Here is a 14,817-nt window from a genome sequence, read left to right as displayed (position 1 = left end):
GCGCGGGGTCAGCTCAGCGCCGGGACGACTTCGCGCTCGAACAGCTCGATGCCCGACCGGTCGTAGGCGGCCTCGGGGAAGTAGAAGATGCCGTAGGAGAGCCCGCGTTCGCGCAGGTCCTGCAGGTTCTCCACGATCTGCTCGGGTGTCCCGCAGGCGGGCATGCCCTCGAAGGCCGCCAGCTGGCGGGCGGCCTGCTGCTCTCCCGCGATCCGGGTGACCCGCTCGCGCAGCCGGGCGAGCCGGTCGGCGACCTCCGCCTCGTCGGCACCGATGGCGACGTTGTAGTTCGACGTCCGCACGATCGCGTCGAAGTCCGTGCCGACGGCCTTGCAGTGCTCGGCCAGCAGCTCGGACTTGCGGGTGAAGCCCTCGGGGGTGCCGTCGAAGTTGGTGTAGTCGGCGTGGCGGGCCGCGATCTTGAGCGTGACCTTCTCCCCGCCACCGGCGATCCAGAGCGGGATCCCGCCCTCCTGCAACGGCTTCGGGTACACCATCGCCCCGTCCACGGTGTACTGGCGCCCGGCGAAGTCGACCTTCCCGTTCCTCCAGGCCTGCGTGAGGATCTGGACGCCCTCGTCGAGCATCCGCAGCCGCTCGGGCGGGTCGGGGAAGCCGTAGCCGTAGGCGCGCCACTCGTGCTCGTACCACCCGGCGCCGATCCCCATCTCGACGCGCCCGCCGGACACGACGTCGACGGTCGCGGCGACCTTCGCCAGGTACACGGGGTTGCGGTAGGCCATGCACGTGCACATCTGGCCGAGCCGCACCCGCTCGGTGACGGCGCCGAAGGCCGACATCAGGGTCCACGCCTCGTGCGTGGCCTCCTCGGTGGGCACGGGCGTCGTGTGGAAGTGGTCGTAGACCCAGACCGACTCCCAGGGCCCGGCGTCGGCGTGCTGCACCAGAGTCTTCATCACGGTCCACTGGTCGGCGGGGTCGACGCCGACGAGGTCGAGCCGCCAGCCCTGGGGCACGAACATTCCGAAGCGGAATCCAGACATGGCCCGACCCTATGACCGCGGCCGGGGATCGGCTGCGCGGCGTGGTGTCGTCGACGACCGCGGCGGGCAGGGCAGGATGTGCCGATGGCAGTGGCGACGGACCGGCTCGACGTGGCGGTGGACGCCTACCTGGCGCACCTGGCCGTCGAACGCGGGAGCTCGCCGAACACGTTGCGCGCCTACGCGAACGACCTTCGCCGCTACACCGACCACCTGCGCGCCGGCGGCGTCGACGACCTCGCGCTGGCACGGGAGGCCGACGTCAGCGGGTTCGTCGTGGCCCTGCGCAGTGGTGATGCGCCGCTGGCGGCGTCGTCGGCCGCCCGGGCACTCGCGGCGGTGCGCGGTCTGCACCGGTTCGCGGCCCGCGACGGGCTGGTCGCCGACGACGTGTCCCGCGCGGTGACCCCGCCCGCGGCGACGAGACGGCTGCCGCGCACCCTCAGCGTCGACGAGGTGGAGCAGCTGCTCGCGGGCTGCATCGGCGACGGCCCGACCGGGCTGCGCGACCGCGCCGTGCTGGAACTGCTCTACTCGACCGGTGCCCGGATCTCCGAGGCCGTCGGCATCGACGTCGACGACCTCGACCCGTCGACGCGGACGGTGCTGTTGCGCGGCAAGGGCGGCAAGCAGCGGATCGTGCCTGTCGGACGGCCCGCGCTCGCGGCCGTCGACGCCTGGCTCGTCCGGGGCCGGCCGGCGCTGGCGGCCCGTGGCCACGGCACGCCGGCGTTGCTGCTCAACGCCCGCGGGCAGCGGTTGTCGCGGCAGAGCGCCTGGCACGTGTTGCGCGGTGCCGCGGAGGTGGCGGGGGTGCGCACCGAGGTGTCCCCGCACACGCTGCGGCACTGCTTCGCGACGCACCTGCTCTCGGGCGGAGCCGATGTCCGTGTGGTGCAAGAACTTCTCGGGCACGCTTCGGTGGCGACGACGCAGGTCTACACCCACGTCGGCGTCGACGCACTGCGTGAGGTCTACGCGACCGCGCACCCGCGCGCCCGCGGCTGACCCGTGCCCGCCGTCCGTTACGGTCCGGTCATGCGCCGGAGCCGTCTGCTGCCGATCCTCGTGCTCGGGCTGGTCCTCGCCGGGTGCGGGAACGTCCAGCTCGCCGGCGGGAGCGGGTCGTCGTCGGGCGGGGACGGTGCGCCGGGGGAGACGAGCACGCAACGGCACGACGTCGCGATCACCCGGGTCGAGGTCGAGTCCGACGCCGGGACGCTGGACGTGCGGGCCGGGGCGGACGGCTCGGCCACCGTCGACCGCACGCTGCGCTGGAGCGGGGACCGCAAGCCCGTCGTCACCGAGACCGTCGAGGGCACGACCCTGACGATCAACGCGAGCTGCCCCGGCCGCGGCTCCGACCGCTGCGAGGCCGGACTGGTGGTGACGGTCCCGGCCGCCGCGGCGGTGCGGGCCCGGCTGCAGGCCGGCGACGTCACGGTGACGGGGCTCGCCGGCGACCAGGACCTGTCGTCGCGGGCAGGGGGCGTGCGCGGGGAGAGGCTCGGCGCCACCCAGGTCACGGCGCAGACGTCGGCCGGCGAGGTGGACCTCGTGTTCGCCGCCGCGCCCCGCACCGTGGACGCGCGGTCGAGCGCAGGATCCGTGTCGGTGCGTGTGCCCGGCGGTCCCTATGCCGTCACGGCCGAGACGTCGGTGGGCGAGGCCGAGGTGACGGTGCCCACCGACCCGGGCGCTCCGTCGCGCATCACCGCCCGCAGCAGCGCGGGCGAGGTCACGGTCGGGGCCGCGTGACCGGCCGCGACGCCACCCCCGGGGCTTCCGGCTGCTCCGGACGGCGTAGCGTGACCGAACGCCTCGCCCCCGCACGGCGAGCCGTGTTGCCGCACGTCGTACGGTTTTCCTACCCTGCGGCGAGGACCACCCCGTTCGGGGCGTCACGAGGAGACCGGAGCCCGCATGGACACACCGCGGCCCTTCGAACCCCGGCGTGACCCCGGTGACGACGAGGACTTCGGCGTCGAGGACGCCGAGATCGACGGCGTCGACGCGGCAGCGGTGGACGAGGACACCGCGGTCGTGGCCGGCCGCGCCGGAGGGAGACACCGGGTGAGCGTGCCCGTCCCGCAGCCGCTGACCGAACACGGTCCGGCGCGGGTCATCGCCGTGGCGAACCAGAAGGGCGGCGTCGGCAAGACGACGTCGACGATCAACCTGGGTGCCGCGCTCGCCGAGTACGGGCGCCGGGTGCTGCTGGTGGACTTCGACCCGCAGGGCGCGCTGTCGGTGGGCCTGGGCGTGCAGCCCCACCAGCTGGAGACGACGATCTACAACCTGCTCATGGAGCGCGGTGTCGAGGCCGACGACGTGATCCTGCAGACGTCCGTCGAGGGCATGGACCTGTTGCCCAGCAACATCGACCTGTCCGCGGCCGAGGTCCAGCTCGTCACCGAGGTCGGCCGGGAGCAGGCGCTGGGCCGGGCACTCAAGCGCGTCCTCGACCGCTACGACGTCGTCCTCATCGACTGCCAGCCCTCGCTCGGCCTGCTCACGATCAACGCCCTGGCCTGCGCCGACTCGGTGCTGATCCCGTTGGCGTGCGAGTTCTTCAGCCTGCGTGGCGTCGCGCTGCTCATGGACACGATCGACAAGGTCACCGACCGGCTCAACCCCGACCTGTCCTTGCTCGGGGTGCTGGCCACGATGTTCGACCCGCGCACCCTGCACACCCGCGAGGTGCACCAGCGGGTGGTGGAGGCGTTCGGGGACAAGGTGTTCGACGCCGTCATCAACCGGACCATCAAGTTCCCGGAGACCACGGTCGCCGGCGAGCCGATCACCAGCTGGGCGCCCAACTCCAACGGCGCCGAGGCCTACCGGCTGCTGGCGCGCGAGGTCCTCGCCCGGTGACGGTGGTCGAGAACGACCCGTTGCCCGGTCCGCCCGAGCGGCCAGGCCGGTTCAGGGTCCGGCTGCACAACTTCGAGGGCCCGTTCGACCTGCTGCTGCAGCTCATCGGCAAGCACGAGCTCGACATCACCGAGATGGCCCTGCACCGGGTCACCGACGACTTCATCGCCCACCTCACGGCGCTGGGCGACGAGATGGACCTCGACGAGACCACGGAGTTCCTGGTCGTCGCGGCCACGCTGCTCGACCTGAAGGCCGCGCGCCTGCTGCCCGGTGGCGACGTCGAGGACGCCGAGGACCTCGCCCTGCTCGAGGCCCGCGACCTGCTGTTCGCGCGGCTGCTGCAGTACCGCGCCTACAAGCAGGTGGCGGCCGTGTTCGTCGAGCTGGAGTCGACGGCGCTGCGCCGGTTCCCGCGGTCGGTGGCACTGGAGGAGCGGTTCTCGGCGCTGCTGCCGGAGGTGCTGCTGGGTGTCGAGCCGGACGCGTTCGCCGAGCTGGCCGCGTCGGTGTTCCGGCCCAAGCCCCCGCCGACCGTCGGGGTCGACCACCTGCACGCCCCGCAGGTCTCGGTGCCCGAGCACGCGGCGTTGCTGCGCGAACGGCTCGCCGAGCTGGGCGTCGCGTCGTTCGCCGAGCTGACCGCCGACTGCGTGGCGCCGCTGGAGGTGGTCGCCCGCTTCCTCGCGGTCCTCGAGCTGTACCGTGAACGCAGCGTGTGGCTGGAGCAGCCGGAAGCGTTCGGCGAGCTGACGGTCCGCTGGATCGCCGACGGTTCCGGCGACGCGGCCCCACCCGAGCAGCCCGACCCCGAAGACGAGACGTGACCCGGTCCCACCCCGACACCACCGCAGGCGATGCGCCGGGCGGCGTCGACCCCGCTCCGGACGACCTCACGCGCCCCGACGGCCTGCCGTTCCTCGACAGCGACGCCGACCTCGACGCCGCGCTGGAAGCGCTGCTGCTCGTGGTCGACGACCCGACCGAGGACGCGGTGCTCGCCTCCGCGCTGGGAGAACCCGTCGCCCGGATCCGCGGTGCGCTGCAACGGCTCTCCGCTGCCTACACCGCGGCCGCGCGGGGGATCGACCTGCGTCGCGTCGGTGGTGGGTGGCGTTTCTACACCCGCGACGTGCACGCCCCGTTCGTCGAGCGACTGCTGCTCGACGGGCAGCGCGCCCGCCTCACCCGGGCGGCGTTGGAGACCCTCGCGATCGTCGCCTACCGCCAGCCCGTCACCCGCGCCCGCGTCGCGGCGGTGCGCGGGGTGAACTGTGACGGGGTGCTGCGCACCCTGCTGACCCGCGGCCTCGTCGAGGAGGCGGGGGTCGACCCGCAGACCCAGGGCACGCTGTTCCGCACCACCGAGCTGTTCCTGGAGCGGCTCGGCCTCGACGCCGTCACCGACCTGCCGCCGCTGGCGCCGCTGCTGCCCGACATCGACAGCATCGACGCCCTCGTCGACGGCATCGACGATCCCTGAACCCGACCCACCCCCCGAGACGGATCACAGAGCAACAGACGTGAGTGTGATGAGTACCCAGAGTCCCGACGGTGTCCGACTGCAGAAGGTGCTGGCCCAGGCCGGCATCGCGTCCCGACGGGCGGCCGAGGAGCTGATCGCCGCCGGGCGCGTCAGTGTCGACGGCGAGGTCGTCCGTGAGATGGGCCGTCGCGTCGACCCCGACACCGCCGTCGTGCACGTGGACGGCGCCCGGGTCGTGCTGCGCGACGACCTCGTGTACATCGCCCTGAACAAGCCGCGCGGCATGCTGTCGACGATGTCGGACGACCGGGGCCGCGAGTGCGTCGGCGACCTCATCGCCGACCGCGCCGAGCTGCTCAACCAGGCGGGCCGGCTGTTCCACGTCGGCCGCCTCGACGCCGAGACCGAGGGCCTGCTGCTGCTCACCAACGACGGCGAGCTGGGCCACCGGCTCATGCACCCGTCGTTCGAGGTGGAGAAGACCTACGTGGCGGAGGTCGCGGGCCAGGTCGCGCGCGACCTCGGCAAGCGGATGCGGGCCGGTATCGAGCTCGAGGACGGTCCGGTCGAGGTGCACTCGTTCAAGCTCGTCGACTGGTCCGGTGGACGGTCGATGGTCGAGATCGTGCTGCACGAGGGCCGCAAGCACGTCGTGCGCCGGCTGATGGACGAGGTGGGTTACCCCGTGCTGCGGCTGGTGCGCACCGGCATCGGCGACGTGCGCCTGGGCGAGCAGCGACCGGGCAAGCTGCGCCCGCTCAACCAGTCCGAGGTGGGTGCGCTCTACCGCGCGGTGGGTCTGTGACGGGGCCCCCGATCGCGGGGGCCTAGGCTGCGTGACATGGCTGTACGTGCGGTGCGGGGCGCGATCCAGGTCGATGCGGACACCCGGGACGACATCCTGGAGGGGACCGCCGAGCTGGTGAAGGCGGTGCTGGACCGCAACGGTCTGGCGTCCGACGACATCATCTCGATCGTCTTCACGGCGACGCCCGACCTGACGGCGGAGTTCCCCGCCTACGCCGCACGCCTGCTCGGCCTGACCGACGTGCCGCTGATGTGCGCCTCGGAGATCGCCGTCCCGGGAGCGATGCCACGCACGCTGCGGCTGCTGGCACACGTCGAGACGGCGCGGCCGCGGGCCGACCTGAGGCACGTCTACCTGCGTGGCGCGGCGGCCCTGCGCACCGACCTGCCGCAGTAGGCCCGCACGCGGTAGACGACCCCGGGTCGAGGCCCCTACCTGGGGTGAACCGGGCGCACGGCACAATGGTGGGTGGCCCCGCGAGATGCGCCGGGTCCGGCCGGTCGAGCGGCGAGTGCGGCCGCAGCCCGAGGGCGCGGCCGGGGAGGAGTCGGTGCGGTGACCGGTCCCGGAACGCTGCGTGGTGTCGTGGCGATGGACGGCCCGTCGGGCACCGGCAAGTCGACGGTGTCGCGGCGGCTGGCCACGGCCATGGGCGCGGCCTACCTCGACACCGGCGCCACCTACCGCGCCGCCACCCTCGCCGTGCTGCGCGCCGGTCTCGACGACTTCGCGCCCGCCGCCGACATGGTCGCCGCCGCCAACGCGGCCCGGATCGAGTCGGGCACCGACCCGGCCTGCCCCACGATCCGTCTCGACGGCGACGACGTCGCCGCCGAGATCCGTGGCGGGCCCGTGACGTCGTTCGTCAGTGCGGTGTCGGCGCTGCCCGAGGTGCGCGACCGGCTCGTCGCCGCCCAGCAGGCCGTCATCGCCGCGGCGCTGGCCGGGCCGGGCGGCATCGTCGTCGAGGGCCGCGACATCGGCACCGTCGTCGCCCCCGACGCCCCGCTGAAGGTCTATCTCACGGCGTCCGACGAGGTCAGGGCCGCCCGCCGGGGACGGCAGGACGCCCGCGCAGGCCGCGGGGTCGACGCCGCCGTCACCCTGGCCGACGTACGCCGCCGCGACCGGCTCGACTCGACCCGGGCGGTGTCGCCGCTGCACAAGGCGGCCGACGCGCTGCTCGTCGACACCGACGAGCTGTCGGTCGACGCCGTCCTCGAGGAGCTGCTCCGGCTGGCGGCGGAGCGCGGACTCCTCACGTGAGCGAGCGGGCACCCGATCTCCCGGCGGGCGCGTCGCCGCGCCTGACCGATGTCGCGCGCTGGATCGGGACGTGGTGGTTCCGGCCGGTGCTGCGGGTGCACGTGCACCATCGGGAACGGGTACCGGCCGCCGGGCCGGTGGTGCTGGTGGCCAACCACAGCTCGATGGTCGACGGGCCGCTGTTGTTCGGACTACTGGGGCGCCGTTCGGTGTTCCTGGTCAAGCAGGAGATGTTCCGCGGCCCGCTGGGCGCGGTGCTGCCGCGGATCGGCCAGCTGGCCGTCCGTCGCGGCGTGGCCGACCGGAAGCCGCTCGTCGCGGCGCTGGACGTGCTGCGCGGCGGCGGGCTCGTCGGGGTCTTCCCCGAAGGCACCCGGGGCAGCGGCGAGGTCGCCGCCGCCCAACAGGGCGCCGCGTGGCTGGCCCGGACGTCGGGTGCGGTGGTGCTGCCGGTGGTGTGCCGGGGGACCTACCGGGCGCCGGGCGCGCCGCGACGGTGGCGGCCCCGGGTGGACCTGTGGGTCGGCGAGCCGATGGCCGCGCCGGCCGGAAAGGGCCGCGCCGAGCTGGCGGCGGCCACAGAGACGATCAGGGCCTCGCTCGCCGCATTGGTGACGGAGCTCGACGAGGTACGGAGCAACGCGTGAACGAGACAGGCACCGACCGGGGCGACCGCGCGGCCATGGCCGCGCTGGGCATCGACCCGGCCGACTTCGTCGCCGTCGACGACGATCAGTGGTCGGACTCCCCGGGCGACGGTGGGGACGCCGCGCCGCCGGCGCCGACGCTGGCCGTCGTCGGGCGCCCCAACGTCGGCAAGTCGACGCTGGTCAACAGGCTCATCGGGCGCCGTGAGGCGGTCGTGCAGGACATCCCCGGCGTCACTCGCGACCGGATCGCCTACGACGCGCTGTGGAACGGGCGCCGGTTCACCCTCGTCGACACCGGCGGCTGGGAGCCCGGCGCCACCGGACTGCAGGCCGCCGTCGCCGCCCAGGCCGAGCTCGCGATGCGCACGGCCGACGCGGTGATGCTCGTCGTCGACGCCTCCGTCGGGGCCACCGCCACCGACGAGGCCGTCGCGCGCGTGCTGCGCCGGTCCGACCGGCCGGTGCTGCTGTGCGCCACGAAGGTCGACGACGACCGGCTCACCTCCGACACCGCGGCCCTGTGGCGCCTCGGCCTGGGTGAGCCGCACCCGGTGTCGGGCCTGCACGGGCGCGGCTCCGGCGACCTGCTCGACACGATCCTCGACGTGCTGCCCGAGTCGCCCCGCGACGACGCCGGCTTCGGGGCGGGCGGCCCGCGCCGGGTCGCGCTCGTCGGCAAGCCGAACGTCGGCAAGTCGAGCCTGCTCAACCGGGTGTCGGGGGAGGTGCGCTCGGTCGTGCACGACGTCGCCGGCACTACCGTCGACCCCGTCGACTCGCTGGTCGACCTCGACGGCGAGATCTGGCGGTTCGTCGACACGGCGGGCCTGCGCAAGCGGGTCAAGACGGCCAGCGGCATGGAGTTCTACGCCAGCCTGCGGACCCAGGCCGCGATCGACGCCGCCGAGGTGGCGGTCGTCCTGATCGACGCGAGCGAGCCCATCGCCGAGCAGGACCAGCGCGTCATCGGCATGGTCGAGGAGTCGGGCCGGGCCCTCGTCCTGGTGTTCAACAAGTGGGACCTCGTCGACGAGGACCGCAGGCTCGCGATGAAGCGCGAGCTCGAGCGGGACCTGGTGCGCGTGCAGTGGGCGGAGCGGGTCAACGTCTCCGCGCTCACGGGCCGGGCCGTCGCGAAGATCGCGCCCGCGCTGCGTACGGCGCTCGCGTCGTGGGACCAGCGCATCCCGACGGGCCGGCTCAACGGCTGGCTCGCCGACGTCATCGCCGCGACCCCGCCTCCCGTGCGCGGCGGGAAGCAGCCGAAGGTGCTGTTCGCGACGCAGGCCCAGACCCGGCCGCCGACGTTCGTGCTGTTCTCGACGGGCTTCCTCGAGGCCGGCTACCGACGGTTCATCGAGCGCCGCCTGCGTGAGGAGTTCGGGTTCACCGGCTCGCCGGTGCGGCTGTCGGTGCGGGTGCGGGAGAAGCGGCCCCGCAAGCGCTGACCCGCCCGGGCGGGCCCCGCTCAGCCCAGGCGGTGGGCGAGGCGTTCGAGCATCGCCCGCACCATCGGCGCGTCGTCGCCCAGCGCGGCGGTGACCTCGTGCTCGGCGGCGTCGACGGCCACCGCGAGTCGTTGCTGCAGCTCACGGCCCGCGTCGGTGAGCAGGACCAGCACCCGGCGGCGGTCGGTGTCGTCGGCGCGGCGGTGCACCGTGCCGGCGTCGACCATGCGGTCGATGATCTTCGTCAGGGTGGGGGCGGGGACGGCGACCCCGGTGGCGATCTCGGTCATCGGGTGCCCGGTGCCGTCGGACAGCAGGTCGAGAACACGCCACTGGTCCAGCGACGCCGCACCGTCGAGCGCGGACTCGATGCGCCGGGAGACGGCGCGTTCCAGCCGGTGCAGCAGCTGACCGAACGCGAGTGCGCTGTGCACGTCCGGTGTCGTCATCGCGGGGCTCCCCTCGTCGCGCCGCGGGTGCGTGCGCGTCCCGGTCCGGCGGAGTGAGCGACCATGTCGCTGATCGATGTCATCGTAAACAGTTCCGTTGGGAAGAATCGCGGATTTCTCCGCGGGTTTCGGCCGTCGAGGCCTGGCGTCCGGGCGCTCCGGGGGGAACGCTGTGCGTCACGGTCGAGCACGCGGTGGAGAACACGCCCGGGACCGCGGCCGCGGGTGGGCCTCGGCCGGGACGGGGCCGATTCGGAGGTGGTGGGCGCGGTGGTCGCACACGTCCGTCGGCGGCCCCCGCTCGACGTCGCGTTCGTCGTGCCGCGCAGTGGCCCCGCCGGAATCTTCGGGCCCTCCTGCGAGGCCTGCGGCACCCTCGCCGTCGAGGAGATCAACGCGTCGGGCGGACTGCTGGGTCGCGAGGTGCGGCTGCGCGTCGTCGACGGCGGGCGCCCACCCGGTGAGGTGGCCGCCGACGTCGGGGCACTCGTCGACGCGGGACTCGTGCACGCCGTGACCGGCTGGCACATCTCGGCCGTCCGCCAGGAGATCGCGCCGGTCGTCTCGGGCCGGGTGCCCTACGTCTACACCCCGCTCTACGAGGGCGGGGAGCGCACGCGCGGGGTCTTCCTCGCCGGCGAGACACCCGACCGGCAGGTCCTGCCCGCGCTCGACTGGATGGTCCGCGAGCGCGGCGTCCGCCGCTGGTGCGTCGTGGGCGACGACTACGTGTGGCCGCGGGTCTCGGCGTCGGTGGCGCGCGGCTACGCCCGCACCATGCCCGACGTGGCGATCGTCGACGAGATGTTCGTGCCGCTGGGCACCGAGGACTTCTCGCCGGTGCTGCGCCGCATCGACCGCAGCAGTGCCCGCGGGGTGCTGATGTTCCTCGTGGGGTCCGACGCGGTGCGGTTCAACCGCGCCTTCGCCGAGGCGGGCCTCGACCGGCAGCTGACGCGGCTGAGCCCGCTGATGGAGGAGAACATGCTGCTGGGGTCGGGGGCCGACGCGACCCGCGACCTGTACGCCTCCGCCGGGTTCTTCGAGGCGCTGCCGACGGCATCGGGCCTGGACTTCTCACTGCGCTACACCGACCGGTTCGGCGTGCAGGCCCCGGCGCTGAACTCGCTGGGGGAGTCCTGCTACGAGGGGCTCGTGCTGCTGGGCCGGCTCGTCGACGGGGCGGGGGAGCTGGCGACGGACGCGCTGGAGCACGCCGGGCGGTCACTGGTCTACGACAGCCCTCGCGGGGTCGTGCGGCTCGCGGGCAACCACCTGCTCCAGAGCGTGCACCTGGCGCAGGCCGACGGGCTCGGCTTCGACGTCGTCGCGCGGCTGACCGACGCCCCCGCTTGACCAGAACTTCCCAAGTGAATAGTTTCTGGGGACAGTAATTCTCGGTGGTTCCCGGGAGGTCCTGTGCCCACCTACTCCTACCGCTGCCCCGTCTGCGGCCACTTCGACCTCGTGCGCCCCATGGCCGAGGTCGCCGACACCGCCGACTGTCCGGCCTGCGGGCGCGACGGCCGCCGCGTCTGGGGCGCACCCGCCCTGCGCGGACTCGACGACGGCCTGCGCCGCGCCCTCGACGCCGGCGAACGCAGCGCCGACCGGCCCGACGTCGTCGGCGCCGTCCCCGGCCGCTCCCGCAAGGCCACCCCGGTCACACGCGACCCGCGCCACGCGAAACTCCCACGGCCCTGACCGCCCCCGGCTCCTGCTCGCACGAAGAACGACCCGTTCCGATCGAGTGAGGTGTGTCCATGCCCGACGTCGTGTTCACCGTCGACCAGGCCCGGTCCATGCGGGACCAGGCAGTACCCGGCCACAACCGCTGGCACCCCGACATCCCGCCCGCCGCCACCGTCCGGCCGGGCTCCTCGATCCGCATCGAATGCCGCGAATGGACCGACGGCCAGATCGGCAACAACGACTCCGCCAACGACGTCCGCGACGTCGACCTGTCCGGCGCGCACATGCTGTCCGGGCCGATCGCGATCGAAGGTGCCGAACCCGGCGACCTGCTCGTCGTCGACATCCTCGACCTCGGCCCCGTTCCCCAGGAGGTCGGCGACGCACCCGGCCAGGGCTGGGGCTACACCGGCATCTTCTCCACGACCAACGGCGGCGGGTTCCTCACCGAACACTTCCCCGACGCCTACAAGGCGATCTGGGACTTCTCGGGGCAGGCCTGCACCTCCCGCCACATCCCCGGCGTGAAGTTCACCGGGATCACCCACCCGGGCCTGTTCGGCACCGCGCCGTCGCCGGACCTGCTGGCCAGATGGAACACCCGCGAACGCGCGCTGATCGCGACCGCTCCCGACCGCGTCCCACCGCTGGCGCTGCCGCCGCTGGAGGAGTCCGTCCTCGGCGGCACCGCCTCCGGTGACCTGCTCGCCTCGATCGGCCGCGACGGCGCCCGCACCGTCCCCCCGCGCGAGAACGGCGGCAACCACGACATCAAGAACTTCACCCGCGGCAGCCGCGTCTTCTACCCCGTCCACGTCGACGGCGCCCTCTTCTCCGGCGGCGACCTGCACTTCTCCCAGGGCGACGGCGAGATCACCTTCTGCGGCGCCATCGAGATGGGCGGCTTCATCGACTTCCACGTCGACCTCATCAAGGGCGGCATGCAGACCTACGGCGTCACCACCAACCCGATCCTCATGCCCGGCAACGTCGAACCCCGCTACTCCGAGTTCGTGACGTTCATCGGGATCAGTGTCGACCACGCCACCGACACCAACCACTACAACGACGCCACCCTGGCCTACGAGAACGCCTGCATGAACGCGATCCGCTACCTGGAGAAGTTCGGCTACAGCGGCCCGCAGGCCTACCTGCTGCTCGGGGCGGCGCCCATCGAGGGCCGGGTCTCCGGCGTCGTCGACATCCCCAACGCCTGCTGCTCGCTCTACCTGCCCACCGCGATCTTCGACGACGACATCCGGCCGTCGGCCGCTGGACCGGTGCAGGCCGACCGGGGCTCGTGCGCGGTGTCCTCGTGAGCGCCGATCGCGGACCCGACGCCCCCTACGAGATCTTCGAGATCCCGGACTTCACCCTCGTCAACGGTCAGACCCTGCGGCCGGCCCGCATCGCCTACCGCACCTACGGAACCCTCAACGCCGACAAGAGCAACGCCATCGTCTACCCGACCTGGTACTCCGGGCGGCACTGGGACAACGAGTGGCTCATCGGCGACGGCAGCGACGGCATGGCGCTGGACCCCTCGCGGTGGTTCATCATCGTGCCCAACATGCTCGGCAACGGGCTGTCGTCGTCGCCGTCGAACACCCCACCCCCGTTCGACCGGGCCCGCTTCCCGCAGATCACCGTGCGCGACAACGTCGAGTCGCAGTACCGGCTCGTCACCGAGAAGTTCGGCATCGAGAAGATCGCGCTCGTCCTCGGCTGGTCGATGGGCGCGGGCCAGACCTACCAGTGGGCGGTCGAACACCCCGAGATGGTGCAGCGCATGCTGCCGTTCTGCGGGTCGCCGCGCACCGCCCCGCACAACAAGGTCTTCCTCGACTCGCTGCGGGCGGCGATGACGGCCTCGGTCGGCTTCGACGGCGGCTGGTACCCGCCGGACCGCTGGCCCGTCGGCGGGCTGCGCGCCTTCGCCCGCATCTACGCCGGCTGGGGGTTCTCCCAGGCCTTCTACTGGGACGAGGTGTGGCGCGAGCTGGGCCACACCTCGCTGGAGGACTTCGCCGTCGGCTTCTGGGAAGGGTTCTTCCTCGACGGCCGCGACCCCAACAACCTCCTGACGATGCTCGACACCTGGTGGAACGGCGACGTCGGCCTGACGCCGGGTCACGCCTCCACCGAGGCGGCCCTGGCCTCGATCACGGCCCGCGCGATCGTCATGCCGGCGGAGAAGGACCTCTACTTCCCGCCGGAGGACGAGGCGTGGGCGGTGTCGAAGATGACCGGTTGCACAGTCGAGCACCGGGTCATCCCCGGCGTCTGGGGACACTTCGCCGGAGGGGGCGCGAATCCCGTGGACACGAAGTTCATCGACCGCGCCGTCGCCGAGCTCCTCGCCGCCGACCCGGGCGTCTGACCTCCCGCCGCGCGCAACCCCACGGTCGTTCCCGGGGCAGGTAACGACCGTGAGGTTGCGGCCGGTGCCGGGGCCGGGGAGGGGAGCCGGGGGGTACGAGATCGTTTCGCGGGGTCGGACTCGTACCGCCCGGTGTTTCCTCGGCGTCCAGTCGTCACCGTGCCCGCAGGCGCGTCGTCGACCGGACGGCGCGCGGGTTCTGCGGTCGTCGACGGGCCTGGGGGAGGGGTGCCGACGGGGGAAGGTGCGCGGCGACCGGGCGCGACGTGCGGCGACGCGTTCGCGGGCCTCGGGGCCCGGGGCGGTGGTGAGGGCCGGAAAGCCTGTGCGCTAAGCTCATCGAGCCCTCAACGGGGTGGCTCGGGACGTGGCGCAGCTTGGTAGCGCACTTGACTGGGGGTCAAGGGGTCGCAGGTTCAAATCCTGTCGTCCCGACGAGTCGCAAAGGCCGGTATCCATCCGTGGATGCCGGCCTTTTGTCATGTCTGCCTGCGGAGCGGTGTTGGTGCCGGTCGTTGAGAGAGGGCGGCGAGGGTTGATCCCTGGCGGCCGCTGACCTGTTGTTGCGGAGCCTGAGTGTCTAACTGAGCGACTGACTTGTACATGCTGCGTGCAATCCCCTCACAGCACGGCTTGAACCGTCCTGGGTGGTGGAGAGGCTCCTGATCTAGCAAGGAGACTGGAGCTGTGGGAGCACCTCGGAAGTTCGATGAGGAGACCCGTGCCCGCGCGGTCCGCCTCTACCAGGACCGTCTGCGTG

General features: G+C 72.8%; 16 protein-coding genes and 1 tRNA gene. 15 read left to right on the top strand and 2 right to left on the bottom strand.

The window, feature by feature from the left end:
• Positions 1–8: 8 nt before the first annotated feature.
• Complete coding sequence (locus AB7F12_RS30110) at positions 9–1,004, bottom strand: LLM class F420-dependent oxidoreductase (protein WP_428501704.1); 996 nt, start codon at positions 1,002–1,004, stop codon at positions 9–11.
• 84 nt (positions 1,005–1,088) lie between these two features.
• Between AB7F12_RS30110 and AB7F12_RS30105 the strand changes: the two genes are divergently transcribed.
• The 10 genes from AB7F12_RS30105 to der all read left to right on the top strand — a co-directional run bounded on the left by AB7F12_RS30105 (position 1,089) and on the right by der (position 9,536).
• Positions 1,089–2,012 (top strand): site-specific tyrosine recombinase XerD, encoded by a 924-nt coding sequence (locus AB7F12_RS30105; RefSeq protein ID WP_428501705.1) that lies wholly within the window; start codon positions 1,089–1,091, stop codon positions 2,010–2,012.
• Positions 2,013–2,042: 30 nt separating this feature from the next.
• Positions 2,043–2,762: a DUF4097 family beta strand repeat-containing protein gene (locus tag AB7F12_RS30100; RefSeq protein ID WP_428501706.1), complete on the top strand. Its 720-nt coding sequence runs from the start codon at positions 2,043–2,045 to the stop codon at positions 2,760–2,762.
• 165 nt (positions 2,763–2,927) lie between these two features.
• Complete coding sequence (locus AB7F12_RS30095) at positions 2,928–3,878, top strand: ParA family protein (protein ID WP_428501707.1); 951 nt, start codon at positions 2,928–2,930, stop codon at positions 3,876–3,878.
• Positions 3,875–4,705, top strand: a complete 831-nt coding sequence (locus AB7F12_RS30090) for a segregation and condensation protein A (protein ID WP_428517152.1) — start codon at positions 3,875–3,877, stop codon at positions 4,703–4,705. The genes AB7F12_RS30095 and AB7F12_RS30090 overlap by 4 nt, the downstream gene beginning before the upstream one ends.
• Positions 4,702–5,361, top strand: coding sequence for an SMC-Scp complex subunit ScpB (gene scpB / locus AB7F12_RS30085; RefSeq protein WP_428502518.1), 660 nt, complete (start codon positions 4,702–4,704; stop codon positions 5,359–5,361). Before AB7F12_RS30090 ends, scpB begins: the two co-directional genes overlap by 4 nt.
• Positions 5,362–5,410: 49 nt before the next feature.
• Positions 5,411–6,169 carry a pseudouridine synthase gene (locus AB7F12_RS30080; protein WP_428502517.1) on the top strand — a complete coding sequence of 253 codons (759 nt, stop codon included), beginning with the start codon at positions 5,411–5,413 and terminating at the stop codon, positions 6,167–6,169.
• Positions 6,170–6,205: 36 nt separating this feature from the next.
• A complete protein-coding gene (gene aroH / locus AB7F12_RS30075; RefSeq protein WP_428502516.1) occupies positions 6,206–6,568 on the top strand; it encodes a chorismate mutase in 363 nt (120 codons plus the stop codon).
• 195 nt (positions 6,569–6,763) lie between these two features.
• Positions 6,764–7,438, top strand: coding sequence for a (d)CMP kinase (gene cmk, locus AB7F12_RS30070; RefSeq protein ID WP_428502521.1), 675 nt, complete (start codon positions 6,764–6,766; stop codon positions 7,436–7,438).
• On the top strand, positions 7,435–8,085 hold the full coding sequence (locus tag AB7F12_RS30065) for a lysophospholipid acyltransferase family protein (RefSeq protein WP_428502515.1): 651 nt from the start codon (positions 7,435–7,437) through the stop codon (positions 8,083–8,085). Before cmk ends, AB7F12_RS30065 begins: the two co-directional genes overlap by 4 nt.
• Positions 8,086–8,120: 35 nt before the next feature.
• The gene (der, locus tag AB7F12_RS30060) at positions 8,121–9,536 is read left to right on the top strand and encodes a ribosome biogenesis GTPase Der (RefSeq protein ID WP_428502520.1); all 1,416 of its coding nucleotides are present in this window, start codon (positions 8,121–8,123) and stop codon (positions 9,534–9,536) included.
• A 20-nt stretch (positions 9,537–9,556) separates the two neighbouring features.
• On the opposite strand, the gene AB7F12_RS30055 is transcribed toward der, so the two are convergent.
• Entirely contained in the window at positions 9,557–9,985 is a 429-nt protein-coding gene (locus AB7F12_RS30055; RefSeq protein WP_428502514.1) for a MarR family winged helix-turn-helix transcriptional regulator, read from the bottom strand.
• A gap of 270 nt (positions 9,986–10,255) precedes the next feature.
• Between AB7F12_RS30055 and AB7F12_RS30050 the strand changes: the two genes are divergently transcribed.
• The 5 genes from AB7F12_RS30050 (at position 10,256) to AB7F12_RS30030 (ending at position 14,492) form a co-directional block, all read left to right on the top strand.
• Positions 10,256–11,341, top strand: a complete 1,086-nt coding sequence (locus AB7F12_RS30050) for a substrate-binding domain-containing protein (protein ID WP_428502513.1) — start codon at positions 10,256–10,258, stop codon at positions 11,339–11,341.
• Between the two features lie 63 nt (positions 11,342–11,404).
• The gene (locus AB7F12_RS30045; RefSeq protein ID WP_428502512.1) at positions 11,405–11,689 is read left to right on the top strand and encodes an FmdB family zinc ribbon protein; all 285 of its coding nucleotides are present in this window, start codon (positions 11,405–11,407) and stop codon (positions 11,687–11,689) included.
• 59 nt (positions 11,690–11,748) lie between these two features.
• Positions 11,749–12,996, top strand: a complete 1,248-nt coding sequence (fmdA, locus tag AB7F12_RS30040; protein ID WP_428517154.1) for a formamidase — start codon at positions 11,749–11,751, stop codon at positions 12,994–12,996.
• Positions 12,993–14,057 carry an alpha/beta fold hydrolase gene (locus AB7F12_RS30035; protein WP_428517156.1) on the top strand — a complete coding sequence of 355 codons (1,065 nt, stop codon included), beginning with the start codon at positions 12,993–12,995 and terminating at the stop codon, positions 14,055–14,057. The genes fmdA and AB7F12_RS30035 overlap by 4 nt, the downstream gene beginning before the upstream one ends.
• A 361-nt stretch (positions 14,058–14,418) precedes the next feature.
• A tRNA-Pro gene (locus AB7F12_RS30030) sits at positions 14,419–14,492 on the top strand.
• Positions 14,493–14,817: the final 325 nt, after the last annotated feature.

This window comes from Pseudonocardia sp. (assembly GCF_050250275.1).
Lineage (GTDB): Bacteria > Actinomycetota > Actinomycetes > Mycobacteriales > Pseudonocardiaceae > Pseudonocardia.
Note: the sequence above shows the minus strand (reverse complement) of the source record. Positions and strands in the feature narration are given on the sequence as shown.

Coding starts and splice junctions, on each gene's coding strand:
- AB7F12_RS30110 (WP_428501704.1), bottom strand. CDS start 1,004: ATGTCTGGATTCCGCTTCGGAATGTTCGTGCCCCAGGGCTGGCGGCTC.
- AB7F12_RS30105 (WP_428501705.1), top strand. CDS start 1,089: ATGGCAGTGGCGACGGACCGGCTCGACGTGGCGGTGGACGCCTACCTG.
- AB7F12_RS30100 (WP_428501706.1), top strand. CDS start 2,043: ATGCGCCGGAGCCGTCTGCTGCCGATCCTCGTGCTCGGGCTGGTCCTC.
- AB7F12_RS30095 (WP_428501707.1), top strand. CDS start 2,928: ATGGACACACCGCGGCCCTTCGAACCCCGGCGTGACCCCGGTGACGAC.
- AB7F12_RS30080 (WP_428502517.1), top strand. CDS start 5,411: ATGAGTACCCAGAGTCCCGACGGTGTCCGACTGCAGAAGGTGCTGGCC.
- aroH (WP_428502516.1), top strand. CDS start 6,206: ATGGCTGTACGTGCGGTGCGGGGCGCGATCCAGGTCGATGCGGACACC.
- cmk (WP_428502521.1), top strand. CDS start 6,764: ATGGACGGCCCGTCGGGCACCGGCAAGTCGACGGTGTCGCGGCGGCTG.
- der (WP_428502520.1), top strand. CDS start 8,121: ATGGCCGCGCTGGGCATCGACCCGGCCGACTTCGTCGCCGTCGACGAC.
- AB7F12_RS30055 (WP_428502514.1), bottom strand. CDS start 9,985: ATGACGACACCGGACGTGCACAGCGCACTCGCGTTCGGTCAGCTGCTG.
- fmdA (WP_428517154.1), top strand. CDS start 11,749: ATGCCCGACGTCGTGTTCACCGTCGACCAGGCCCGGTCCATGCGGGAC.